The 25,522-nt window shown below is 64.8% G+C and carries 17 protein-coding genes; all 17 read right to left on the bottom strand.

Annotation, left to right across the window (positions count from 1 at the left end):
• Positions 1 to 501: 501 nt before the first annotated feature.
• Positions 502 to 3,147 carry an RNaseH domain-containing protein gene (locus tag AB0K03_RS34215; protein ID WP_364693840.1) on the bottom strand — a complete coding sequence of 882 codons (2,646 nt, stop codon included), beginning with the start codon at positions 3,145 to 3,147 and terminating at the stop codon, positions 502 to 504.
• Positions 3,144 to 6,506: a hypothetical protein gene (locus AB0K03_RS34210; protein WP_364693837.1), complete on the bottom strand. Its 3,363-nt coding sequence runs from the start codon at positions 6,504 to 6,506 to the stop codon at positions 3,144 to 3,146. The genes AB0K03_RS34215 and AB0K03_RS34210 overlap by 4 nt, the downstream gene beginning before the upstream one ends.
• Positions 6,503 to 7,813 carry a hypothetical protein gene (locus tag AB0K03_RS34205; protein WP_364693834.1) on the bottom strand — a complete coding sequence of 437 codons (1,311 nt, stop codon included), beginning with the start codon at positions 7,811 to 7,813 and terminating at the stop codon, positions 6,503 to 6,505. Before AB0K03_RS34205 ends, AB0K03_RS34210 begins: the two co-directional genes overlap by 4 nt.
• 332 nt (positions 7,814 to 8,145) lie before the next feature.
• Positions 8,146 to 9,276 (bottom strand): three-Cys-motif partner protein TcmP, encoded by a 1,131-nt coding sequence (locus tag AB0K03_RS34200; protein ID WP_364693831.1) that lies wholly within the window; start codon positions 9,274 to 9,276, stop codon positions 8,146 to 8,148.
• Between the two features lie 90 nt (positions 9,277 to 9,366).
• A complete protein-coding gene (locus tag AB0K03_RS34195; RefSeq protein ID WP_364693828.1) occupies positions 9,367 to 10,122 on the bottom strand; it encodes a phage Gp37/Gp68 family protein in 756 nt (251 codons plus the stop codon).
• Positions 10,123 to 10,260: 138 nt separating this feature from the next.
• The gene (locus AB0K03_RS34190; RefSeq protein ID WP_364693825.1) at positions 10,261 to 11,748 is read right to left on the bottom strand and encodes a class I SAM-dependent DNA methyltransferase; all 1,488 of its coding nucleotides are present in this window, start codon (positions 11,746 to 11,748) and stop codon (positions 10,261 to 10,263) included.
• A complete protein-coding gene (locus AB0K03_RS34185; protein ID WP_364693822.1) occupies positions 11,741 to 13,018 on the bottom strand; it encodes a restriction endonuclease subunit S in 1,278 nt (425 codons plus the stop codon). The genes AB0K03_RS34190 and AB0K03_RS34185 overlap by 8 nt, the downstream gene beginning before the upstream one ends.
• Positions 13,015 to 15,780, bottom strand: coding sequence for a type I restriction-modification enzyme R subunit C-terminal domain-containing protein (locus tag AB0K03_RS34180; protein ID WP_364693819.1), 2,766 nt, complete (start codon positions 15,778 to 15,780; stop codon positions 13,015 to 13,017). The genes AB0K03_RS34185 and AB0K03_RS34180 overlap by 4 nt, the downstream gene beginning before the upstream one ends.
• An 89-nt stretch (positions 15,781 to 15,869) precedes the next feature.
• On the bottom strand, positions 15,870 to 16,532 hold the full coding sequence (locus tag AB0K03_RS34175; RefSeq protein WP_364693816.1) for a Sua5/YciO/YrdC/YwlC family protein: 663 nt from the start codon (positions 16,530 to 16,532) through the stop codon (positions 15,870 to 15,872).
• Positions 16,533 to 16,540: 8 nt separating this feature from the next.
• Positions 16,541 to 17,668 carry a hypothetical protein gene (locus AB0K03_RS34170; protein ID WP_364693813.1) on the bottom strand — a complete coding sequence of 376 codons (1,128 nt, stop codon included), beginning with the start codon at positions 17,666 to 17,668 and terminating at the stop codon, positions 16,541 to 16,543.
• Positions 17,669 to 17,783: 115 nt separating this feature from the next.
• Positions 17,784 to 18,539, bottom strand: a complete 756-nt coding sequence (locus tag AB0K03_RS34165; RefSeq protein WP_364693810.1) for a phytanoyl-CoA dioxygenase family protein — start codon at positions 18,537 to 18,539, stop codon at positions 17,784 to 17,786.
• A gap of 21 nt (positions 18,540 to 18,560) precedes the next feature.
• A complete protein-coding gene (locus AB0K03_RS34160; RefSeq protein WP_364693807.1) occupies positions 18,561 to 19,346 on the bottom strand; it encodes a creatininase family protein in 786 nt (261 codons plus the stop codon).
• On the bottom strand, positions 19,343 to 20,134 hold the full coding sequence (locus AB0K03_RS34155) for a methyltransferase domain-containing protein (RefSeq protein WP_364693804.1): 792 nt from the start codon (positions 20,132 to 20,134) through the stop codon (positions 19,343 to 19,345). Before AB0K03_RS34155 ends, AB0K03_RS34160 begins: the two co-directional genes overlap by 4 nt.
• On the bottom strand, positions 20,131 to 21,267 hold the full coding sequence (locus AB0K03_RS34150; protein ID WP_364693801.1) for an HAD family hydrolase: 1,137 nt from the start codon (positions 21,265 to 21,267) through the stop codon (positions 20,131 to 20,133). Before AB0K03_RS34150 ends, AB0K03_RS34155 begins: the two co-directional genes overlap by 4 nt.
• Positions 21,267 to 22,313, bottom strand: coding sequence for an enolase C-terminal domain-like protein (locus tag AB0K03_RS34145; protein WP_364693798.1), 1,047 nt, complete (start codon positions 22,311 to 22,313; stop codon positions 21,267 to 21,269). Before AB0K03_RS34145 ends, AB0K03_RS34150 begins: the two co-directional genes overlap by 1 nt.
• Positions 22,310 to 24,358: a hypothetical protein gene (locus AB0K03_RS34140; RefSeq protein WP_364693795.1), complete on the bottom strand. Its 2,049-nt coding sequence runs from the start codon at positions 24,356 to 24,358 to the stop codon at positions 22,310 to 22,312. Before AB0K03_RS34140 ends, AB0K03_RS34145 begins: the two co-directional genes overlap by 4 nt.
• Entirely contained in the window at positions 24,355 to 25,479 is a 1,125-nt protein-coding gene (locus AB0K03_RS34135) for a hypothetical protein (RefSeq protein ID WP_364693793.1), read from the bottom strand. Before AB0K03_RS34135 ends, AB0K03_RS34140 begins: the two co-directional genes overlap by 4 nt.
• Positions 25,480 to 25,522 lie beyond the last annotated feature (43 nt).

The raw sequence follows: 25,522 nt of genomic DNA, 5'->3' as shown, positions 1-25,522 counted from the left end.
CGGTGCATTCATTTGCTGCCGATAAGCTCAGTGCCAGCACCCCGTGCGGGACAACTCCGGGTTGGTTGCGAACCCCGGATGTGCCTGCCGCGCACACCGGCAGTCGTCGTAGACCCACAGGGCCCGGACCCCACGATCGGGAACATCCACACCGAAGCTGGCGGTCCCGACCACGCAAAGGCCGTTTGCCCAGTTCACCGCGCATCTGAGCGGTGCGGTTCGCGCACTGCCAACAATCGATTCACGTTTGCCCTGGTCAGGGGCTATTGGTGGACCATAGTTGGCAGAATAAGAACCACATAACCGCAGCTCAGGGCCCGATTGTGACGCTACCGGCCATCCGCAGACGCACACCCTGACCCATTCGCCGCAGGCGCCCACCGCAGCGCCGGTCCCGCATCGGCACCGGCGCTGCAGACCCTCGCGTCTACCTCCAGCGACCACCATCCAGCCGCCGGGCAACGAGGTCGTCCAGCTATCCGAGGGCGGCAGAGTTCGCCCCTACAGGTATTCGTCGGCGAGCGAGCACAGGTGAAGAACTCCGGGATATCGGGTGGCCTGGTCGGTATGAGCGTGAGCGCGGCGAAGTTGATGGGTGAGCAGGGCCAGCGCATCAATGTCGTCGCCGGGCTGGGCGAACGCGACGCATAGCTCCAGCGGCACCGGGTTGGTGGCCGCGCGCAGGAAGTTGGCGTGCAGGTCGGGATCGAGTTTGGTGGCGTCCAGAGGTGTCTGCGCCTGGTCGGAGCGCGGATTGATGGCGTAGAAGGTACGCCCGTCCAGACGGAACAGCCCGCTGATGCGAACGGCGTTGCCGGGGGTGCCGAAGGCACGGGGTACTTGCATGCTGCTGGTCCGGTCGCGTACACGGACGATACGCAGGCCGGGACAGTCTTGCGGGCTGAGGGTGGGAGGCAGGTCAGCGTCGTCATCGATGTCCACGCCGGGCGGGATGAGCAGGCCTGGGGTTAGGTGTTTGTCCTGCATCCACGGCCAGCCCCAGCTGCGGAAGCTTTCAGCACGAACGAATGCGATCCGATCGTGTTGGTCGCGGGCCGCGCCGACACCGAGCACGTTGGCGAGGAATCGTGCGATGTAGGCCTTTTGGTCGGGGCCGGCCTTGATGCGGCCTTGGCCTTTTGCGAGGGCGTGCGCCAGCTCCTTGTAAGCGATGACGCTGGTGGTGTCGTTTTTGGGGTTGGCGAGGATCGCGGTTGGCTCAGAGTCGCCGTGGTGGCGGACGACCACGGGGATGCGATTGCTGCGATCGTGGTGCAGCCAGATACCGATGTGTTCGAAGTCGGGCAGGCCGGCGGGCAACTGGTAGTCGCCGATGCGACCGAGTTGGCGCAACGCGTCACCGATTGCTGCGGAGCAGCGGTGGACGGTGCTGGGTTTGAGGTCGGTGCCGGGGTAGGGCTCGCGTCGTTTACCTTTGCCGTCTTCGCGTGGGTTCTTGGGGGGAACGAACAGTTCGGCAGGTCGCAGGCATTGCAGTTGTCGTCCGGAGAGGGCGAAGGCTTTCTTGAGCGGTTTCTTCGGGTCGATCCTCTTCAGTCGCTGGAAGTGGCGTTCGTCGCCGAGTTCGAGGATGGCGGCCCGGGTGGTGGGTACGGTGCCGAGGTCGCGTTTCACGTGGCTGGTGTAGACGCCGGCAATGGTGCTGTCTGGTCGGTTGTCGTCATCGCTGCGCATGATGCCCGTCGCCATCGCGGTGCCGTCTTTGAGTTCGACGGTGAGGTTCATGTCGCCGGTGTAGTGGATAGTCCCGGGCTCGGTGGCGTCTTGGCGGCGGGTTAGGCCGAGGTGGCTTTCCAGGGTGGTGAGCAGGGCATTTCTGGTCAGGTCGTGGTGTGTCCACAGTTCGAGTGTGTAGCGGGTTTGCGGGTCGAAGCTGGTCTTGATGCGGGGCGGGGCTTGTTTCCCGACACGCGGGAGCGGGTCGGCAGGGCGGATGCCCAGGGGTTGCAGGAGAACGCCGAGCCGGGTGTGGGCTTCGAGGTGGTCACCGGGAACGAACCCGGTCTGGGCGGCGTGCAGGACGGATTTCGACCGGTGGCGGCCGTCAGGGTCGCCTGGTTCGTCGAGGTCGGCGGCTTCGCTCTTGGTGCCTTCGCTGTAGAGCACGTACCCGCGGATTCCGCGTGCGGCAGCGGCCTCGGCCGGATCCGCGAAGACCGCCGCCGGGTTGGGGAACGGCAGGTGGGTGAGTTTCGCTAGTACCGCCGCGAGGCCGGGTTTGAACCGCCATTGACGCCCGTCCTTCTTGGCCCAGGTCTGCTCGACGGGAGCGGCGAGCAGAGTATGGGGTTCGTGCTGGCGGAGGAATCCCTCGGGTCCGTTCAGCCACAGGGTCGCGCCGGGTGGCCCGTCGCCGCGGGAGGGGACGTAGGTGACCGGCCGCAGCGGGAACCGGCTGATGCTCATATCCGCGTACACACGAGGGCCTGGCTGGTTGGGGGCGGTCTCCACGTGAATGGTGATCTTCGCCGTGACCAAGGCCTCGCCGGTCGCGTCTGTCTCGAGCGGCTGCGGCGGCCAGAGCACGATGTCACGGCGATTGTTGCGTTGGGGAGGTCCGAGGATCAACCGGCGGGGTTCGTCGAGCAGTGTCAAACCCTGCTCGATGACGTGCAGGGCAACGAACGTCGGCAGCATCTTGTAGACGTGCGCGGCCGGTGCCGCGGTCCGGTTGTGCCGGACCTCGTGTTGCAGAACGTCGAACTCCGCGGGTGTGAAGATGAGTTCGCGAGGGTCGAGTTCGTCGAACCAGTTGACGTCGGGGCGGACCTCGGTGCTCGCCCACGCGGCGACCGCCGCCGTGAGGATGTGGGGGTCGACGCCGTCGAACGCGACGAGGAACGTGTCGGATGCGAGGTCCCAGTCGGCGTGGATGACCGCTGGGTCGACGGCGATGAGGATCTCGACCAGGCCCCGGGTGGGTAGTGACCAGCCCTCCTGAACCCAGGTGTTCTTGCGGTACTCCGCCGCGAGCCGGTCGCGCCAGGCCTGCGGCATCGCGGCGACCAGGCAGGGCCTCATCCACACGGCGTCCGGCTCGATCTCGAAGCTGGTAAGCAGCGCCTCGTTGCCGATCGGCTTCCGTGGCCGCTTGGCGGGTTCGTTGGTGAGCGTGGCGGCGGTCATGAAGCGCCTTTCCGTGAAGTGCCCAGCGGGTCGTTGGTGCGGATGAGGTGGCCCATCAGTTCCCAAACCGCGGTGTTGATCGCGTGCAGGCGACGTTCGTCGTCCCCGGCTCCGTGCTTCGGGGCAGCGAGCAGCCGACGCAGGTATGTATCCATGGCCAGCACGATGCTGGTGGTTTCGGTGTCCGGTGCATCGTCGTCGCGAGCAAGCCGCGGCGCGAACGCGGCGTCGCATAGCAGGACGTGGGTGCGCTGGTTGCCGCGGATGGAGCGACCGATCGTCTGGCTCATCGGGACCAGGGTGTTGCCCACGAAGGCCGGGATTTGGTCGCGTTCGAGTGCCCGGAACTGCACCGGACGGCCGATGATGTCGAACCACATGATCCGGGCGTCTGCGCGCAGCTGCTTGACCAGTTCGTCGACCTCCCCTGGGAGCGCTGGTTGGCTGACCCTAGGTGGGTTCTGCAGGTGGGCGATGGCAAGCTGGGTGACCAGTGACAGCGGGAAGGACAGGTCGTAGGGCGGCGGGTGGGAACGGGTCAGGTAGATCACGGCGCCGAGCGCGGCCGTGTCGTTGCTGTTGAGGATGTTGTAACCGCGCTGGATGGACATCTCCGCAGCGACCAGGACGTCGTCGGTGCCTTTGCCGAATGTCGCGACCATGCGCCGCAGGATGCCGTCGCGGCCGGGATCAGCGGCGTCGGGTACCACCACCCGGGCGGTCAGCGGGGTGCGGTTGTTGATGTGATCCCCGACGATGCGGGCCTCGGCCTCGGACAGCACCACGAACAGTATCTGCTGCCGATCAGCCGGGAGCTGCGATCGCAGCTCGTCGATGATGCTGCGGTGCCGGCCGGCGACTGGCAAGCAGAGCCCGGTGACTAGGCCGCGCAGGCCGTCGTGCCGTTCGACGCCTTGCCGGCCGGACACGAAGATCGGCTTTTCGCCGGTCTTCGGGTTGCGTACCACCATGGTAGAGCTCAGGAGTGCTTCCCGGTCGTCGGCCGGTTGCGACAGGACCGCGATCGGTGTGATGGGGATGTGGTAGAAGGATGAGCCGGGCGCCCAACTGGTTGCCGAGGTCAGGATGACGTGTGGCCCGTCGACCCCTTCGCTGGCCAGCAGGTCATGGGAATGGTGCAGCAGCCAGCGGCCGACGCCGTGGACCCACAACAGCTGGATCAGGGAGCCGCCGTTGCGGCTGTCGACCCATCGCAAGGCCAGGATGTTGCCCATCGGGGCTTCGGGGATCAGCGGCCGGTAGTCGCGTGGCGGCTGTTGTGCCCAGAACCGCTCCTCATCGGGCAGGTCGAGCTTGGCGCGGATTGAGGGGTACATCGTCGACAGCTCGAAGAACGTGTGCGAGATGTAGCCCGCCCAGACCGCAGCTTCGATAATCAGCCGCAGCAGCGGTCGGTGTCGCTCGAGCCGCTCGTGCCGGACGCGGGCCTGCTCGTCGGTCTCGTTGTCGGGGCGAACGCGCTGCGCGTTGTCGTCAATCCAGGCGTTCAGGGCGGCGTCCACCGTGGCTGAGTTACGGCGGCGGGCATTGAGGGCTTCGACGATCGCTTCGAGCTCCGCGGATGCCGGCGGGCCGAGAGGATTCTCGGCAAAGTCCTGCACGTGCTCGCGGTAGAAGTCGTCCGCGAGGTCTTCGCGCTGTTTGTCGCCCTCGCGTTGTTGCGGCAGGCCGAACAGGGTGCGGGTGACGCGCCGCCACAGCGAGTGTGCGGTGAACGGGGCGTCGCCGAGCAGCTCTTTCAGATGCTGCGCTAGAGGCGCCAGGGCTACCTGGTTGAGGGCGAATACGGCTTGCTCGTGAATTTGCAGGTATTCGTTCCAGTCTTGGACCTCGGGGTCGGCGGCCGGTGCCATGTTGTGTTTGGCGAGAGCGGAGTTGGTCCGTTCCACCATGCGATGTGACCAGCCGTCGGGCCCGCCGGTGAGGTGTTCGTTCTGCACGAAGCTGGCGTCGAGGATCTGCTGCACCCAGTCGGCTTCGTCGATGATCAGGTGGTCCATGTGCGGTTGGACGGCTTCCAGCCAGCGTTGCGAAACCTCGGACGGTGCGGCTCGGCTGGCAAGCAGGGCTTGTGGGGTGGTGACCCATACCTGGGCGGTGGCGACGTCGCGATAGGCCCGCTGCGTGGGGCAGACCGCGAGCAGCGGACAGTCGTGCCGGCGGTTGCGGCCGTCGGTCGAGCGTAGGCTGCCGCGGCACGGCGCAGTCTGCGGGTCAAGGGGCTTCCAGCCGGGCCCGTTGTGCCGGCGCAGCGGCTCCAGCAAGCAGGCGACGGCCGTGTAGGCGGCGGCGGGATCAGCCGTCTCCGCCGACTCGGGCACCAGCCGCTCGCTTTCCTCCACGACGGTGCGCCAGTACCGACCGGCGTGCTCGGTGCGGGAGAAGTTCCCGATCAGCGGAACGGCCTCGATGCCGAGAGTGCGCAGGAACGAGACCTTGGCCAGTACATCTCCGACCGAGCTGACGACGAAGCAGACGCGCTCCTGATGAAACTGAACACGGTCGATGCCCACGAGGTCGGTCAAGGTCGTCTTGCCGGAGTTCATCAAACCGACGATGTGGTTTACGCCGTCGAGGTAGAACGATCGCGGCCGGTGGACCAGTTCCGCCCGGTTCGGGTCGACGGCGTTGAAGAACACCCGTTCGGTCAGCCGCTCGAACCAGTTCCGGTTGCGAATGTCCGGCCTGTTCGCCAATCTCCCGTCGATCCACGAGGCGGTCCGTTCCAGGTCGTCGAAGAGCACCTCGACGCGTTGGCGCTGCCTCGGCGTGGGCGCGCCGAGGACAACGATCGGGGGGCCTTCGGGTAGCTGGGCGGGGAACTGGACGTGGTCAACACGGCCGTCGTCGAGATCGAACGAGTAGCGTTCTCCCGCCGTCGCGGCCGGGAACTGCCGGACTGGCCGGTACTCCAAAGGAGCGCTCATCGCGGCGTCGTAAACGACTGCCCGCTCCGGGCAGTAGGCGGTCGGTTTGGCGGCGAACACGGTACTGTCAGATACCCGGAATTTTGGATCATCCAGCCGCGCGAATGACCGCCATTCGGGTGGCACGTTCGCGTACTTGTTGAGCAGTCGTCGCCAGTAGCCGCGGCGTCCGACGTCGCCCATCCGGTGCCGGACCCGGCGCAACACGGCGTCAATGTCGGCGTCGAGTTTCACGTAGCCGGACAGCAGGGGCTGCAACGTGCCGACCGGTTCGCCCGGCACGTGGATGGTCAGGAAATGCAGGCCGAGTTCGATCGCGCAGAACGCGTCCGGACCGATGATCGAAGACGGGAAGCCGGCGTCGTCCAACCGATCGAGCAGGTCTGAGCGCCAGCTGGTGTTGTCTCTCACGGGTGCAACTCCTCGGCGCGTTCCCTGATCCGCTTGAGCAGGCGCTGTTCATCGATGACGACGACACCGCTGACCCGGCCGTCGAGTTCCGAGCGGAGATCGGTCACGTACTGCGGCTGTCGGGCTCGGTGCATCGGCAATGCCAGGAAACGGCCGGTGCACGGCAGACGCTGAGGCCATATGAATCCCCGGCCCAGCAGGTGAGCACTGACCTGGTCCTTCGCGTCGACGCCCCAGGATTCCAGGACCACCGGGTTCGGCCCCGGCGACAGGAACTCGACCAGGACATCGAGCACATCTACCTCGGGATACGCGGTTACGCGGACCTTCCCGGCGAGCCGCTCATCGTCGCGGAGCGCGTCGATAATCCGCGCCTCAACGAGACCCGGGTCATGGAAGTACAAGCGGGTCGCGCGGTGCTGCTCGTACACGACGGCAAGCGGTTCCAGCACACTCACCAACGGATCGCCCCCCAAGCATCCCGGCGTATGACAGGACGGGGCCAGGTCGTTGACCACGTTGTGGCATCCCGGGCAGAGCAGGAACCGCTGCGGCCCGGACACCGGCCGGCTACGGTAGGCCACATCGATCAGCCCGCGTACCATCGTCCGGCCGGAGCTATCCTTGGCCCGGAAATTGTGCTCGAGACTCAGAACCGTTCGATCGGTGATGACGGTGTGGTCGATCAGGTAGCGCCGCAAGTACGCGTACGCTTCCTCGACTTCCTTCTTTGTGGTGCCGTTGGCTGCGGCGGTCGAGCGGAGCGCCTCGTAGACCTGCCTCTCCACCCACTCGGCCTCGACATCGACGTGGGCTAGGCGAGCGCCCTGCTCGGCGAACTCGGACAGCTGCTCATCGACCAGCAAAGTCTGCTGAAGATCAGTCGGCGATAGGTCGAGAATGACCGGCCAGGTCGAGAACGGCTCGGCACACCATCGCAGCAGACGGAGGTCGTCCCAGTCGAGCGGGCCGCTCTGCTCGGCGCACCGCCACCACAGCCGGGAGAAACCCACCCGCCACGCGGGCGGCAGAAGACCTTCCTCGATGGTTTCACCCTGCTGCGCCCGGCTTCTGCGGTGCAAGATCTCGGCGAGGCCAGCCGCCAGCAATGTTACCGTGAGGTAATCATCGTCTGGCGAGGCCTGTAGTTCGGCCAGCGCAGTTTGCGCGCCGGCTTCTTCAAGCGACGTCCCCATATCCTCCGGCTTTCGGAACCAGTTGATCCGTGAGCCCGTGAAGTAAACATCGGGGGTACGACACTCTTCCCGTGCCGGAACGGGGTCGACAGGCGCGCTCTTGGCTGTCATGTGTCAGGCAAGCGAATGCCGCCGACGAGGCAAAACGCTGTGAGCAGGCAAGATGGTGATCGAGAATGCGCCTAGTGTCCGGAGCGATACACGTCTCGCGCACAAAGGTGCAAAACCCTCTTGTCACTCGAAAGAAGTAGAGTGGTGCGACGATGTCCAAAAGGTGGCTTCTGCCGGAACACCAATCGCTTATCCCCGTTTAGGTGCCATGAACAGGCACCGCCGCCGACTGCGCTTCCTCGTCGGGGCAGCTCGCCGTTGTACTTCTTCCGTGCTGGCGTCGCCGATCTTCCTCCGTAGTTCGTTTTCTCCGTCTCGTCCGAGGCGGAACACTACGAGGGGGCATCGGCAGCAGCTTCGGCGCGGGGATCTGATGGCGTGGAGGTGTGGCGAACCAAAGAGCGGATCTTCAGCGGTCTGTCATCCTCAGTCCGGATGATTCCTCTTTCCAGCAGTGGCCCAAGTGACCGGATCACATGTTCCGGCCGGTAGACGGTCTCGAAGAGCGTGAAGGTGCGCAGGTCCTGGACGCTAGTTGGTCCGTTTTCCCGCAACTTCCGTTCGAGTAGACGCGTCAGGGGGCCGAGGATCGGTTCGTCGATGTCGAAGAGGGTTTCGGCTTGTTCGTCTCGCGGGTCGCGGAAGCCGACGCCTTGGACGGGGTCGACTTCCCACAGGCTGTCTTTCATCTTCTGCACGCCGAGGGGGTGCCCTGTGCCGAAGACGAGGTAGAGCGGCTGGCCGTGCCGGGGAACCAGCTCGAAGTCCAGCAGGTATTTGAATCCAGCGGTCTTGAGGGTCTGGCGGTAGCAGGTCAGGATGTGTCGACTCTTGGCCGCTGGCGCCAGGTCGGTCACGGTTCGCCAGGTTGGGTCACCTCCGAAGAGCTCGTCGCCAGCCTCACCCATGTCGCTAACGAACCGGACGAAGTGCTGAGGGAAGAAGGTGACGATGACTTCGCTGGACACGTTCGTCGCGAGACGCTTGAGGAGACGGTAGGGAATCGGGGCATTTCCCCATGAATCAAGATTGGCGAAGATCGGCTTGCCCCAGGCGTGCATCCCGTCCAGGGCTGCTTCGAGATGGTCCTTGCAGGTACCGGTGACGACTTTGACCGGCATCGCATCCTCGGAACGTGGCCGCTTCGGGAAGGCCCTGATCAGCGTCTCGTTGAGCAAGTCGGTGCATCGCTTGTCGTCATCGACGAAGATGAACCGCGCGACCCCTTTGTCCGCTGGGACTTGGCTGGTGAGGGCTTTGATGGCGACGATGGGAGAGCCGAACTCTCCGCCGCTGTAGATGCCGGGGCCGGAGAAGCCCTCGGCATACGTCACTGACGGCCACGGCTTCGATCGGCGGTTCAGGAGGATGGGGAACCATCGCTCCAGATAGCGACGGTAGATGTCGTGCTTGGCGCCTGTGTGCTCATCGCGTTTCCACGGCACGTCGCCCTTGACCGGCATACACCCTCCTGGCTACAAATAGTCAGGAGCCAGTCTCTCACCGCTACTTAGGCAAGGGAACCCGTCAGGCAGCGACCGGTGTTGCTGGATTCATGCCGGCGCGGTGGAGACGAGGCTGGGCATAGCTGAGTGTTCGCGCCCGTCGAGGTCACGTCCACCGGCCTTCGGCGTCCGCCCGCCCCATTGCTTGAAGAAGAATGCAGTTCCAGAGGCTTCACATTGATCGCGGATCCCTCGTACCCAATCCGGATCCATCGGCCGGCAGTTGCTCCCGGACTCGCCGCCGACGATCAGCCAGTCGATCCCAGTCAGGTTGAGAGCGGGAAGGGGGCCGAGCAGAGGTTCGGCGGAGACGAACAGTACAGCTGCGGGTACACGCCGCAGCTCATCGACTCTGCTCAACTGGTCGACGCTCTCGACGCTGACCCCCATCCAGACGTTCGGCGGCCAGTCGAGAAGCGGTGCGAGCTTGGCGAGTCGGGCCGCGCGCTTGGTGAGTACCTGGTAGGTATGCCGGGGCGTCTCGCGCATGACATCGAATACCTGACTGACATAGGCCAGCGGAACCCGCGCATGGAACAGGTCGGACATGGAGTTGACGAAGACGACGCGTGGCTCCCGCCAGCGGCGCGGGATATCCAAGGCGTCGTGGTGAACTGTGACTCCGAAGCCTGGACCCGAGGTTCGGGGGTCGCCGTCAGCTTGGTACTTAGCGGACCCCATGGCCTTCAGCCTCTTCGCAAGGGAGAGGGCGTAGCAGTTGTCGCACCCGGGTGAGACACGGTCACATCCGGTTGTCGGGTTCCATGTCGCCTCGGTCCACTCGATGCTGCTGCGGTCCGCCATAAAATCACCTCCCCTGAGGTACCAATACTGTCGAACATTTGTTCTGCAAGGAAGAGATCACGCAATGTTGTACCCGACTGGTATGTGCGACGGACCGTAGAGCGTGGGGCACATGCAATCCGCTGCGGCTTCACTCCACTACAGCTGATCCACACCCTTGGCCGCCTCCAGAGCGGCAGCGACAGCTTCGAACTCGACCAGGGCGGCGGTGAGGTCATCGACGATCTCGCGGGCAAGGACCTCGGGGGCGGGAAGATTGTCCATGTCTTCGAGAGACTCGTCCCGAAGCCAGGTGATGTCGAGGTTGGTCTTGTCGCGAGCGATCAACTCGTCGTACGTGAAAGGCTTGAACCGTTCGGTCTCGACCCGCTCGGAGCGGAGTTTTCCCGGCAGGTAGCTGGCGACGAAGTCGTCCAGGTTAGTACGGCTGAGCGGGTTCTGTTTCAGGGTGAAGTGCTGGTTGGTCCGCAGGTCGTAGATCCACAGCCGGTCGGTCCAGGGGCGTTCCGCGGCGGGTTTCTTGTCGAAGAACAGCACATTGGCCTTGACGCCCTGGGCGTAGAAGATCCCGGTGGGCAGCCGCAGCATGGTGTGTAGGTCGAAGTCGTGGAGCAGGCGACGGCGCAGAGTCTCCCCCGCACCGCCTTCAAACAACACGTTGTCGGGAAGAACCACAGCAGCACGACCGTGGATAGCGAGGATGGTGGCGATGTGCTGCACGAAGTTGAGCTGCTTGTTGGCGGTGGTGACCCGGAAGTCGGTTCGGGAGATGGCCCGCTCCTCGTCGGCCTCCCGACCGTCCGCGCCGACCATCGTCAGGGACGACTTACGGCCGAACGGCGGGTTCGACAGCACTACTGAATAGCGGTTACCGGGGTCGGCGATCAAGGCGTCCTTGACGTCGATGAGGCTTTCCCCTGTGGGGGTGCCGATGCCATGCAGCAGCAGGTTCATCGCAGCGAGCCGGGCAGTGCCGTCGACCAGCTCGACGCCGTGCACAAATCCGTCACGCAGGTGAGTGCGCTCGGCCGGGGTCAGAGTTTCGGCGTTGCGGGCAGCGTGGTCATGAGCCGCGAGCAAGAACCCACCAGTCCCCGCTGCTGGGTCGACCACGGTGTCACGAACGGTCGGGCGTACGCAGTCAACCATCGCCTGGATTACCGCGCGCGGCGTGAAGTACTGCCCAGCGCCGGACTTGATGTCCTCGGCACCCTTGGACAACAGCTCCTCGTACGCGTCGCCCTTGACGTCCGTGCCGGTCGCCGACCAATTCTCCTTGTCGATCAAGTCCTTGATCAGGCGCTTAAGCTTGGACGGGTCCTGGATGCGGTTTTGCGCTTTGCGGTAAATCGTGCCCAGCGTGCCTGGCTGTCGCGCCAGCTCCTCCAGGATGTGACGGTAGGCGACTTCCAGGTCATCACCCTCGGCGTCGAGAAGCCGCTGCCACGAGCAACTCTCGGGGACGATGCGTTCCGGTCGCAGCGGACGAGTTTCCCGCTCATGAGCCATCTTCAGGAACAGCAGGTAAGTCAGCTGCTCGGTGTACTCAATCGTTCCGACGCCATCATCTCGAAGGACGTGACAGTAGGACCACAGTTTATCGACCAGCCGCCGCGTCTCAGACACCCGACAACTCCTCAACCATTTCTTCGTCGCTCGCTCGCCCAGTCAGCCGTCCCGAGTACGCTGCATCGAGAAGGGACCGCCTCAGGGCAGCATATTTGGGATTGACGGAATCGAGCGCGTCATTAAGTCGTGCAAGATTGTCGAAATGCGTAAAGAGGGAACTCGCGTCGGCGCGCTGCTCCTCGATGGAAATGTCAGGGACCTCGACGGCCAGAAGGTTCGCCTGGGATATATTTCGCATCGATTCCTTGGTTCCAGTGGCCATGGCAGAAATCTGAGACCTGCTCCGTGGTGACGAAAGAGCAAACCACAGCCAAGCTGGATCCACGTGACTGCGAGGGACGAGCCGAAGGCTCTTGTCGCTGAGTAGTAGCCGCCGACGAACGTCGCCGACCAAAACCGATGCACCCACGTAATCACTCGTGTTCGCTCTACTGACAAGAAGGTCACCCGGTCGGATCTCGTAGCGCGGGTCGACGCTCTCATCAGCAACCGTCTTGTTCTCACCTGGCCTGAACTCACCCCAGGTCATTGCGCTGACCTTGATGATTCCCCACTGATCAGCTGATGCAGGTCCGGAAGATCCACCGAATGACTTTCCGGCCTCAATCCGATCGATGAGATGCCGCAACAAAATCGTCGATCGTCCTGCACGATTGATCACCGAATCAAGTGCGGATCTACGCAGTGCCACCGCCTTTTTCTTTGAAATGGCGACAAGCCGGTTCGCAGCACCGAGACGGGAGAGGTAGTCTTCGACAATGGCAACGATTCGCCCTTGTTCACCTAGCGGTGGAACAGGGAACTCGACTGTCTTGAGACGAGCTGCCGAAAGGTGTGCGATGTTTGTGGTGATTCGCGATTCGCGTACAAAGCGGCGGGCATGCATGTGCCGCCGGAACACGATGAGCGCCCACTCAGGGGTAACTTCTGGGCCGGCGCGGAATCTGATCAGGGTATTGGTGAAGGCAACGTTTTCCGGAACTCCACGGTAAATCGCAGGCCTGCCCAGAAATTCGGGGCTCTGCCCTTCGTTGAGGAGGACATCGCCGGGTTTCAGCTTGTAGCGTTCGAAAACTCCGGAGAAATCCATCTCCTTGACGTCCGACGTGTCGATGCGGTCCTCGAAGACGTTCGCCACACGAAGGTAGGGCCGCATCTCGGGTCCGGTGTGCCAATCGGGGTGCCGCTGGCGACCGAGGTCGAGGCGGCCGACGTCTTGGACGGTTGACCAGCGCCAGCCTGCGGGGAGCTTGGAGAGGCCGTTCATGCGGTGAGTTCGGCGTTGAGCTGGTCGACTAGTTCTGCGGTGGCAGGGCCGAGGTCACGGATGGCGCCGTCGATTCCGCCACGTTCGGTGAACGGGGCATTGTCGAGGTCGTCGGGGGTGATGCCGGCGGATGCAGCGATCACTTGGGCCATGCGGTCGAGCCACCACCTTTGTGTGTCAGTCAGGCGCACGCCTGCTTGTTCCTGCTGGCGCAGCCAGCCCGCGTACCGTTCCCGGACCTTGTCGGCGTAAGGCACGAGGTGATCATCTTGCCCGACGGTGTATCGGATCAACGAGACCAGGTCGGTCAGGGTACGCCGGTCGTTGTGCCAACGGACCCGGGTGGTGTCGATCGCGGCGTACGCAGCCCAGATCAGGTCAGGGGTCCAGTTACGGGGTGGTCGCTGGATGCGGTCGGCAAGTTCCTGGATGTCGGCGAAGGAGATCTTCCGATCCCGAGCCTCGGTAAGCAGCTGAATCGCGGTGATCTCGTCTCGGTGTTCGGTGAGGTAGTCACGCCAGGAGTCGACGATGGATTGGGCGCGGGAGGTATCGACCACCCCGTAGGCATCTTCCAGGGTGTCAACGCTGACTTCGTCGATGATCCGGTCGTGAGCTCGGCGCAGCTCGAGGATCCGGGCGCGGAGGTCGGGGTTGGCGGCGATCGGGCGAACCGCCGCATCGAGCAGGTCTTGGACGGCGGCGGCAGGGTCGGCCGCAGTCGCGGTGATGCGCGCTTGAGTGTCGGGATCGACCGCATCGACCAGCCCGCGGACGATGTCGCGGACCGGGGCCCCGGCGACCTGGTCGAGTTCGATACGTTCAGCCTGTGTGAGTTGTAATTCCAGCGCGGCCAGCCGGGACGCCAGGGTCGCCGTCTCCGCCTCGGTCAGAGTCAGGGTGGCGGCCTTATCCAGGAGCTTTTGCAGGCTGACGCTTTTGTCACGGTTCAGGGGTGGGTCCACGAAGTCGTGTTCGGTGACCCCGACCGCATCCACAATCACGAACCGGGTCTTCTCCGCGGCATCCGGAGTGACAGCCTGGAAGTCGGCGGAGGCGATAGTGCGAGCGCCGCGGCCCTTCATCTGCTCGAAGTACGCAGCGGAGCGCACGTCACGCAAGAAGAACACGCACTCCAGCGGCTTGACGTCCGTGCCGGTGGCGATCATGTCGACGGTCACCGCGATCCGCAGAGTCGCCGACGTGCGGAAGGCCTGAAGGTGACCTTTAGGATCTTTCGCCTGATAGGTAATTTTCGCCGCGAAGTCGTTTCCCTTGCCGAAGACTTCCCGCACGGTCGTGACGACCTCCTCGGCGTGCGCGTCGTCCTTGCAGAAAATCAGAGTCTTCGGAACGGTGCTACGGCCAGGGAAGATCTCGGTGAACAGCCGATCGCGGAACGTTTCGAGCACGAGCCGGATCTGCGAGGTCGCGGTGACCGCCCGATCGAGCTGACGTTTGGTGTATTCGAGGTCATCGTCGAGGGTTTGCAGGCGCTGCACCCGGGTGCGACGGTCGACGGCCGGCACCACGGTCCCGGCTTCGATGGTGGAGCCCTGCTCGCTGATCTGCGTGCGGATGCGGTATAGGTCGAAGTCGACGTTGACGTTGTCGGCTACTGACTGCGGGTAGGTGTACTCCGAGACCAGGTTCTGCCGGAAAAACCCGAAGGTCTGTTTGCCGGGTGTCGCGGTCAGCCCGACGATGTGTGCATCGAAGTACTCCAGAACGCGGCGCCATACGCCGTAGATCGAGCGGTGGGCTTCGTCGACGATCACCAGGTCGAACGTCTCCGGCGGAATCTGCCGCTGATAAGTGACGGTCACCGGCTCGTCCGGGACAAAACCGTCCAGCCCGGGATCGTCGTCGGCAGAAACAGCATCGCCGCAGAGCGCCTTGTAAACCCGCTGGATGGTCGAGACGACCACACTGGAACTGGCCAGCATGCCCGCCCCGGTCAACTTGTCGACGTTGTACAGCTCAGTGAAGCGGCGCCCATCGCCCGGGGTCCGATAGTTCTGGAACTCCGCCACCGTTTGATCAGCGAGGTTGTTGCGGTCAACCAGGAACAGCACCCGTCCAAAGCCGCCGTACTTGAGCAGCCGGTAACTTTCGGTCACGGCGGTGAACGTCTTACCCGCGCCCGTAGCCATTTGCACCAGCGACCGGTCAAAACGCTGCTCCGCCAAGGAGCGCTCAATTCCACTGATCGCGGTGATCTGCGCCGGCCGCAAACCGTCCGCAGGCAGGGCCGGGAGGTGACGGACCTTCGCCCGCCACGTCGGGCGGTCCGGAGTGGCCTGTGCGTCGCGCACGAACCGGGCGAGCGTCTCCGGACGCGGGAACGTGAACACGAGCCGGGCGCGCGGCTGAGGGTCGTAGCCGTTGGTGAAATGGGTCTCGGAGCCGCTCGCTTCGAACACGAACGGCAACCGGTCGTCTCGGGTCAACGCCCGCAGGCGCACGGCCGCGGGCAGGCCTGTGGCGTACATGGCCGACTGCCACTCGACCCCGGACAAGGCCGTTCCGACAGGCTTGGCTTCGATCACCCCGACGACCTGCTGGTTCACGTACAGCAGGTAGTCGACTCGGCCGTGCCCTGCCGCCATGATCGATTCGCGGACCGCGACGCCTGGCCCGGCGAACAGGTTCAGCGCAGATTTGTCCTGCACCAGCCACCCGGCCTCGGTGAGCTGCCGATCGATCATGACCCGGGCCTTCTGCTCGGCCTGAAGCCGAATCTCACTCACCGAATCCGCCACGTGACTACGCTAGCGGACCGAGTCGAATGCCGGGAGCCCAAGGCGCTGGCTCGGGGAATGGCTGAACGATGCTGTTGGCAAGGCGGCAGTCACCGATCGGCTCCTGCTGCGGATCGGTGTTTCTCCATCGCGTCCCCGCCGAGGACGGCGGCGACAGCTCGCGCGTGCACGACTCCTTCGCGAGCTATTCCCGTACCGTCGGCGGTGCAGCGGACGATGGTGAGGTGGTTGGCGATGGGGCATACGCCGCCGTCAACCACGATCGGGAGGTCGGCCTCCGTGCTGGCGACGAAGGTGAGTACCTCCTCAAGGGTGATCGACGGCGCAGTACCATCTGTTCCGGAAACATTCGCGGACGTGGCTGCGATTGGGACGGCGGTGAGGGTTGCCAGCTCACCAAGAATGCCCGGCGCGACGGTGACGAGCGCTTCCGGCGTACCTACCGCTTGGCGGCGTTCCCCTTCGGCTGGGTCACGCCAGGGCAGGAGCAGGGCGAGGTCGCCTGGCCAGAATGCCGCGGCGAGGAACTCCGCCTCCTTGCTCACGTGGAAACGCTGACGCACGGCTTCCGGGGATTGCGCGACGAACAGGAGAGACTTGTCCGGCGGCCTTCTCTTGGTGGTGAAAATGCGGGCGCAGGCATCGGGGTTCGACGCGTCGCAGCAGAGCATGTACCAGCGTTGGGTGGGGACGACCACGAGTTCGCCAGCTTCAATGGCGTGCGCCGCGAGAGCAAGGTCATTTGGCGTCACTATTTGCATTAATAGCCTCCGGCTGGGTTGAATTGCGTGATCGATACGAAGTTCTTGTCGGCGAGGCATGAACGAGCGATGCTCAGCCAAGCTGCTGGATCAGACGCACGTAAGGCCGATTCGGTCAGCGTTTCTTGAATGCTGCTATGCCTCCCGTCCCACAGGCGGATCAACGGTGTTTGAATGCGGCGCAGTGCGGTAGCGAGTTGCTCGAGTTGGACCATGAGAGGGTGGCTTTTTGTTGGCTGCCTCTCTCGAACCACGAGGTCGACCGCAGCGAGGGGGATAAAGTCCTGGCAAATGCTGTCCAGGAGTGCGAATCCCGCGCAGATTCGCGGGTTTATTTCGTGGACGGAATATGCAGTGGCTGAGACGGCACCGTCGGTGCCGAATGCGCCGGTATAGTCGATTCGTTGCTGCACCTGTCGTGTGGCTGCGCGGACGGCCGAGCGGCAGGCCGCCTCCTGGCCACCGAGACGTACTGGACGGATGACACCGGGAGCGTAAAGACGCCAGCTTCGGCGGTCCCAGTACACAAGGGCTTCGAAAGGGCCGAAGTCGACCACGTGATCCGACGTGAGGAATCCGTAGTAGGTACACGGAAGACCGGCGTGAAGGGGCCCCACGATGAGATCGGCGCAATCCTCCGCGATGCTGGCAAGCAGTTGGCCGATCCTGACGGCTGACGCATCCTCCGGGAGGAGGTACGTATGGCTAGCGCCGATCGCGAGTAGCCCACGCGGTACGCCTTGGATAACAGTTGGGCCGTGCATTACCTGAGCGATGATCGCCTCACGAATGTCGGTATGGTCCTCGATCCTGAGCAGTCGACGGTCTGAGGTGGCGAGTCCGAGTAGTCGGTATTGGACGTCTTTTCGCTCGGCGGCGAAGTGTGACTCAAGTCGGGAGCCGAGCACCCGCCGTCCGCAGAAGCTGCGGACGGCCGTGTAGGAGCCGGCGTACACCAGTCCTCGGCCGTCATGGTCGAGTTCGTCGACCTTCCGGACGAGGGCTTCGGAAGGATCCGCCAGTAGTTGTTCCGCTGCGGCCAGGCGTGACGCGAGCGTCCCTGTAGCCTCAGGAAGTTCGACGCGGTGTATGGCAGCAGCGCCGGCGTCGGCGAAGAAGTCCTTCATCCCCCGGCTGGTGGCGGCGTTGCCCGTGAGGAGCACGACGTGGCCGGAGACCAAGGGCCGCGCCATATCCAGCGCTGCATTCCGCACAGCGCGACTCGCCTGGCCCATGGGGTGATCAGGCCGTGACGGTGCGGATGGCCGGGTATTCCAGCCAGGGGTCTCGGAGGGCCTCCAATCGTTGGCGTGCGTGCTGGGCGTGGCTGACCCGGAAGTAGGCCATGATGCGGGGCGTTGGTGAGGTGTTGCGGCCGACGGCATGGGGCACGAGGTGGTGCATGAGCAGGACGTCTCCGGGCGAGCCGAGCAGCGGGGTGCCCTGTTCGGCGTCGATGCGCGGGGGTACCTGGTCGGTCATACCGATCGACCATTCGGTCCGGAACCATTCCGCCATGTCCAGGTGGCCACCGGGTACGTACCGCAACGCGCCGCCGTCGGAGTCGGCGATCTCGGAGAGCACGACGCCGACCAGAAGCGTGAAGGTCCGCAGTTCGCTGGGGTCGAGATGCGGGCAGGCTACGCCGTCGACGTGCATTGCCTTCTCGGGCTGGGTGACGCCGGTGTCTGACTCGGGGACGCGGATCTGGATCTGCGCCGTGACGACCGGCTCGATCTCGGGTACGAGCGAGGTCACCAGATCCGCGACGCCGGATTCGTGGAACAGGGCGAGGACGTCGTGGTCATTGCCGAGGTCGGGGGCGAATGTGCGCTGGGTATAGGAGCCGATGAGGGCTGGATCCATCTCGGTGCGGTACCAGCCGTCAACACTCGATCGGACGCGGTCGAAGAGGCTGCCGGGGACGAAGGCACGGCGAACGACGGCGCCGTCTCTGACGAAGGTGGCCCTCTCCTGCGGGGTCAGTGCGGTCTGCATGGGTCCTCCAGGGGGCGCGGATTACGGATCAGGCTTGTTCAGGCGAGCCAGGATGTCGGGGCACCGGTCGAGGGCGCTGGCGATGATCTGTTCGCCGAGTTCGGCGGTCGCTCTCCTCGCGTTGCCGCCGATGATGCCGAGCTGGGACATGGCGGGGTTGTCGGAGTTCCAGGGCCACGTGGTGCCTCGGTCGAGCACCAGCCGGCGCGTGCCCTCGGCATGGTCGGGGTCCGGCTCGTAGCTGTCCGGCAGACGTTCCAGGTGGACGTCGTCGGGGGCGAGCGCCAGCATCACCGATGTCTCGCGGAGGCCGGCGTGGACTTCGGGTAGTTCGCTGTCCGCGCGTACGGTGGCCAGCGAGCTGGGGTGGATCACGCAGACGTTGACGTCGTGCCGTCGGTGCAGTTCGTAGATGACGGCTTCGAGGATGCCGCGGTTGCCTCCGTGCCCGTTGACGATGAGCAGGTTGCGGGCGGGCGTGGATCGGGCGTATTCGCCGCAGGTGGCGTCGATGAGTTCCGTGAGCACTCTGACGGGGAGGGTGATGGTGCCCGGTGCCCAGTCGTGCTCGGGAGATAGGCCGTACGGGATGGTGGGCAGCATCCACAGGTCGTGGCTGTCGCCGTACTGGTGGACGAGTCGGGTGGTGAATTGCTCGGCGATCACCGTGTCGGTGTGCAGGGGCAGGTGGGGTCCGTGCTGTTCGTACGAGCCGATCGGCAGGCAGAGAACCGACGTCGAGGTCAGCGCTTCGGTGATCTTGTTAGTGGTGAGCCGGCCGACATGCCGGTCGAGGACATGGCTCACGCCTGGCTCCGGCGGCCGATGCGAATGAGGAACTCGTTCTCCTCGTCGAAGGTGTTGTCGCTGCTGAATTCGGTCAGCGTGCGGGTGACGGTTGCCTCGAAGTCGGCGAGCCGATCCCCGAACAGGTGGGGAGCGGCGAATGAGGTGGAGTAGAGGTAGCCGAGGATGCTCTCGGTAGACCACACCCGGTGGACGGGTACGCGGAACTCTTCGACCTGGTTGAATGCGGACTCTTCCATGATTTCGCTGTAGGGGCGGTTGTGGTGGTTGAAGACGCCCGCGCCGGCCCGGCGTTGTTCTCCCAGGAAGTCCTGGATGACGGAGCGGACGGCGGTTTTCCAGGGGCTGGAGGCCACCCAGAAGCTGTTGTCGCCGAAGATCGCCACCGCGCCGTCTTCGGCCACCTGGGCTTCGAGGCGTTGTAGCACCGCAGCCTGGTCGAGCCAGTGGAACGCGCGGCAGATGGTGACCAGGTCGGCGTGCCAGTCCTGCGGTGGGGTGAATTCCTCAGCGGAGAAGCGCTGTAGAACCATTCGTGTTCCGTCCGGAACCATGGGGCGCATGGCCGTCTCGGCGGACGCCAGCATGTCGGCGTCGTTGTCGATCGCGATGATGTCGTCGAATCTGGTGAGCAGCGCCTCAACGACCAGCCCGGTCCCGGTGCCGATGTCGAGCAGACGCCGGGGGTGCCTGTCTGGCACGGCAGCAGCGAGGATGTCGGCGACCTCCTCGGGGATTCCGGGGCGGTACTTGCGGTAGTGCTCGACGGTTCCAGCAAAGGTGCTCATCGGTATCTCCCTGCGCAGATTTCCCTGACGTGTCCAGTGGCAGCGGCAAGGTCCGTTGCCACCAGAACATTGGATTTGACTGCCTCGGTCGCTTCGGGCAGGGGACGGCCCCCGGAGATCCAGATGGCGCGTGCCCCGACCCGAGTAGCCCCGAGGATGTCGCACTCCCAATCATCCCCAATATGCACCATCTGCGTAGTATCGATGCACCGCTGGGCGGCAACAGCCTCGAACGCGCGGGGGTCGGGCTTGGCGTACCCGATTCTGCAGGACGGGAAGTGGTCGTCCACCCATGGCGCTAGGAGCTGCCTCAGCTGCGGCAGGTCCGCCTCCACGCACGTGACGTTCGACAGCGTCACCACCGGCAGCAGGACACTGATCTGTTCGAGTGCGGCAGCTGCGAACGTGAACAGACGCAGCGGCGTGGCGGTCGCATGGCGCGGAAACGCCGTGACCGGGATCCGTAGTGTCCGGCACACCTCTTCGACTACCTGATCGGTAATAGCGGGTGCCGTGTGCAGTCGTTCGCGCAGCAACTGTACGGCGGCGCGGCGTGCCAGCGGCGACGCGGCGACCAGGGCGGCCGTGATTCCGGGGCGATCCGTGGTGCCGATCGTGCCTCCGACGTCCACCGTGACGAGCGCTGGTGCCGCGGCCGAATGATCGCCGTCGTTGCTCCCAGGTGCTTCGGCGGCAGGGCTGGCCACTGAGGCGACGGCGTCCGCGATGACGGCAATGCGGGCTTGGCGGATAGTTTCGGTGGTGGCTTCTTCCAGGAACGTCAGCGCGTAGCGCAACTCTGCCTCGTCGAGTAGGTCGAGCGTGCGGTGGCGCCGTGCGACCTCCAAGGCGAGGTCTTCAGGAATCGTGCGGCGCCGCGACCCGTGCGACAGGTGCAGAACCCCCGAGTACGTGTCCGTGGCGCCGGCCAGGGCTGTTGCTTCCACCGGGCGCAAGACGGTCACGTCGTCGAGAGTGATGATTCGTACGGGGACTCGCTGCTGACCGATGTCCAGAACGCCGGTAAGGAAGGTGTCGTATCCGACGAGTCGTTCGGTGAGTACGACCTGCGGGGTCCCGTCGCCGTCGCTGATGGATCCTCTGATCGGCAGGCTGTGGGCGGTCGCGGGCATCAGCGTCTCCGTGGGGTCGGGCCAAGCCCAGGTGCGCTCGGCACTACTACCTGCCCGCCCTCGCATTCGAGCGGGTCGGTGAACAGGACCTGTCGGTGGGGCTCCCATTGCAGCTGGTATTCGACGGCGGCAATCGCCTCGGGGAACGCCGCCGCGAGGTGCACAGCCGGAAGTAGCGTCCGACCGTGCGGGTACACCGGCACGCTGGCCGCTGCTGCCTCGGCCACCAGCTCAGCCGCGACGGTGAGACCGCCGCAGCCGACGACATCGATGGTGAGCGCGCCGAGGTTGGGCAACGCCAGCAGCTCCTTCAGGTCGTCGCCAAGATGAAGTCGCTCGCCGAGTGCCAGGGCCGGGAATGCTGTCGCGATATCGCTGTATCCGGTGCCGTCGTAAGACGCGAGAGGTTCTTCCAGCCAGATCATCTTCGTGGGGTCGACTTGTTCGCTGAATCCGAGCGCGAGTGTCGGGTCCCAGGTCCAGAGAGCGTCGAAAGCGGCAGGTGATCCCGTTGCCTCGGCGACTTGGTGGACGACGCCGGCCATGCGCTTGGCGTCGTCTGCGACGGGAAGGCCATGGCTACGGCGCAGGCTCCATTTGGTGAACTGCCAGTCCTGGCTGGCTATCCGCCGGATCGTCTCTGCGTCAGCGAGTTGTACGTCCAAGGTGAGCCAGGACGCGTACGCCGGGACGTGGTTCCGGGCCGTGGTGGAGAGCAGGGCTGCGACGGGTCGTTGCTCGATGCGTGCATGTAGGTCCCATATCGCGCAGTCGAGGGCACCGATGGCCCAGGACGTGACGGCATCGCCTGGCTTCGCGGAAGCTCCGTGGAGCGCGGACAGCAGGCCCGAGTGGTCGGTAACGTCCGTGCCGATAGCCGAGGCCGCCAGGCTGCCGTCGAGCGCGGTGGCGGCGGCCACACTGACTGGTCCGTACCAGCCGATCTGCCCGGCAGCGTGAACAGCGACGAGGTGGCCGTCGTCTCCGGGCCCCACCAAATCTGTGCAGTCGATGATCTCGACCTTGTCGATGGTCAAGTCGTTCATGTCCGCACCGCCTGGAGGCGGTCTGCCGCAGCGCACACACCGGCGACGTCCATCCCCATCGTCGCAGCCAACTCTCGCTGGCTCATCGGCCGCTCAGGCTCGTGCCATCCGATGACCTCGACCGGTCGCCGGAGCCGATTCTCGATCAGCCCCCAGACGGCGGCCGGGTGGCCGAGCGTGACGATCAGTAGCGGCGTACCGGAGCCGAAGTAGCGATCCATCTCCTCGGTCGCCAGACCCGCCGGCCATCTGCTGGGTTGGCCGAGGACCGTCAGGTCGTGGACGGCCACGACGCGAACTCGTGTCCCGTTACGGCGGCGTATCTCCGGGACAGCCTCGCTGATCACGGCGGCTGGTAGATCGCCGACTATCACCAGGGTCAGGTCGGGTTCGTCGAGGTCGCTCAGGTGTGGCCAGATGGCGAGGCCGCGTTCGAGTTCTTCGTCGATCGTCTCCATCGGTTGATTCGTGGCGGTGTGTTTGCCCGCGAGGATGACGTTCAGCTTTCCGGTCGAGCAGAGTGCGTCGTCGACGGCCGCGGCCAGCCTGCTCGGGTCGGCGGGCGTCAGCACCCGCACCGCCGGGTCACCGGTTGCGAGCAGTGCGGTGATCAAGGAGGGGTCGCCGTGGGTGTAGACGTTGTTCCAGCCGTACGAGGTCAACAGCAGGTTCAGGCTTGGTCGGCTGGGCGATGATCCGTTGATGAGGCGGCGCTGTTTGAGTAGTTGGACGAGCCCGGTAGTCAGCAGGGGCGCGAACGCTTCGTAGGAGATGAGCAGACCGCGTCGGCCCGTGGCGGTCCATCCGGCCAGCCATCCCAGGAGAACCTCTTCGGCGAGGATTTCGCTGACCCATGGTTGGTCAACGACTTCACCGAGCCGGTTGGATGCCATCTCGTCGGGACTGAATACGCGGAGATCACCGGTGGCAGCATGCCGCCGCAGGACCGTGGTCACCGCCTCGGAGAAGTTGCGGCCGTCCTGAAGGCTTACCGACCTGGCTCTCGATACCCGGGGGTGACCGACGCGAGGGTGGGCGTCACGCCGAATCAGGTTGAGGGCGTCGGCCAGCATTCCCTTTGGCGTGCCGTCCGTGTTGAACAGTTCAGCGGGCCGGTATGAGGACAGCCAAGCGGTAAGCGCAGCGAACTGCTCGGGACGGTGTTGCGGGTCGGTGATAGGCGTCTTGTGGGCATTCGGTGAGTTCAGGACGGGACGTCCGGATACTTCTGACGGCCCGCTCCATCCCTTGGCGCATCGCAGGAAGATCACCGTGCGTGTGCCTGCGGTGGTGGCTGCCGCGGCGGCCTGGAGTACGCGATGAAACTCTTGGTGCTCGTCGTAGCTGGCCGCGTCGACTCTCACTACGGCAGGTTTCCAGCCCAGCGCGTCCGCGTATGCGCATAGACCGGCATCATCGATGCGGCCGAGTTGCGACCTCCCGCCCATCCGATAGCCGTTGACGTGCACCACCGGCAGGACGGGGCATGGTCCGGGCAATGCCTGCGCGGCCAGCCAGGAGGCTGCGGTCGTCGGCGTCTCGCATTCGCCGTCGCCCAGAATCGGCATCACTACCCGGTCGGGAATGTCGAGCGCCATGCCCTGCGCGAACGCGAGTGCGCCTCCAAGCTGTCCGCCGAGATAGGACCCGGCCGGCAACAGCGGCGACACCTCGGCGCCAAGTCCGCCGACCTCGGGGAAGGAGCGCACCAACCGGCTGAGGCCATCGGCGTCAGGTGAGAACTGGGGCCGGATGGCGGCCAGTTCTCCGGTCAGCCAGGCCATCGCGATCTGGACGATACCCGCGTGGCCTGCGCCGAGAATGGGCATGATCTCGGCGGAACCGCCGAGTGAGCCGATGGCGGCATGGCTCAGTGCGAAGGCGGTCCCGGGGACCGTTCCCCAGTGGCCAGCAGGACGGGGCTTGACCTGTTCAGGTGCCAAGGGCTCCAGCGACAACGGGTTGGAGTTCAGATGAAGCTGAGCGACGCTTACGTAGGCGACGGCGCGCCACAGAACGTCCGCGAACCGGGCGGAATCCCTCATCTCGCGCTACCGGCTACAGTGTCGGTGATCAGCGCCTCGTCGCCGAACGTGAAGTACCACAAGGGCCGGTAGCACTCCCACGCTACGGGGCGCAGGCCGGTCGGTCCGACACTCGTCTCGATGGCTCGGCGAGCCTCCAGGTAGAAGGCGAGGTCATCGGCGGCCGGCGCCCGCAGGCCCGCCATGATCGAGTTGTGAGCCTGGTAAACCTGGAAGTTCGGGAACTCGGTGATGTGCGGCGCAAGGGCGTCGATGCCTTCTCTCATAGTCGGCAACGAATCCAGTCCGACGATGTAGGTGTAGGAAGTATCCAGGCCTGCACGGCGGGCCAGCGCCAACAGATCCGGCATCTGTTCCACGAGCAGGGTGGCTTTGGTCGCCTTCAGCATTAGGTCGCGTCGGGTAAAGCACTCGGCGGTCAGCCGCAGGACGAACGGCGCGACCTGTGCGGCGATCTGCTCGAATGCCTCGCCACTGCGGATGACCGAGGTGAGGAATCCGATCCGGGCCGTGATCTGATGACGAGAGCAGGCGGCCCGCAGCGCGACCAGGTGCTCGACAGCTGCCTGCTCCCGCTCGAAGCAGCCAGTAGACACCGTCACCTCCGCCAGTTCGGCGAGGCTCCGCCGAGGGTGCTGCTCAACAAGCGCCGCGAATAGTTCATCCAAAGCTCTGTCCTCGGCCAGGCGCGGATCAGCTGCGGCTTCGAGCGTATTGGGGCAGAAAGCACAGCCTGTGCAACGACTGCGCGCGTTCGGGTTGAGCGTGGCCGCCCGCCCACCGTCGCGGAAATAGCCGCCTACCGCCTCGTCGGCATCGACACGCTCGACGTGCCCGATCAGCCGGCCCTGGATGACCAGGTCTTCGCCGGACAGTTCGAACGGTGACTCCTGAGCGTTGAGCGGCACGATGACCTGCCAGGCGACGCTGGGCTCGCTGACGAGGCGCACCGCGACCCTCGCTCGGTGCCGATCCTGATCTGATGAGATTCCGTACAGGTTGATGGCGATCAGTAGCACGTCCTCAATGGGCACCCGGTGCTCCATAGCGAGCCGTTCGATGTTTCGGATGTCAGCCACCGGGTTCCCGAGCGGTCGGAAGTTGCGTGTTACGGACGCCATCGCTGCTCCTCATCTAATCGCGAACCGGCCGATTTCCTCGTAG

It is taken from the genome of Actinoplanes sp. NPDC049316, assembly GCF_040677315.1.
In the GTDB taxonomy this organism is placed as follows: domain Bacteria; phylum Actinomycetota; class Actinomycetes; order Mycobacteriales; family Micromonosporaceae; genus Actinoplanes.
Note: the sequence above shows the minus strand (reverse complement) of the source record. Positions and strands in the feature narration are given on the sequence as shown.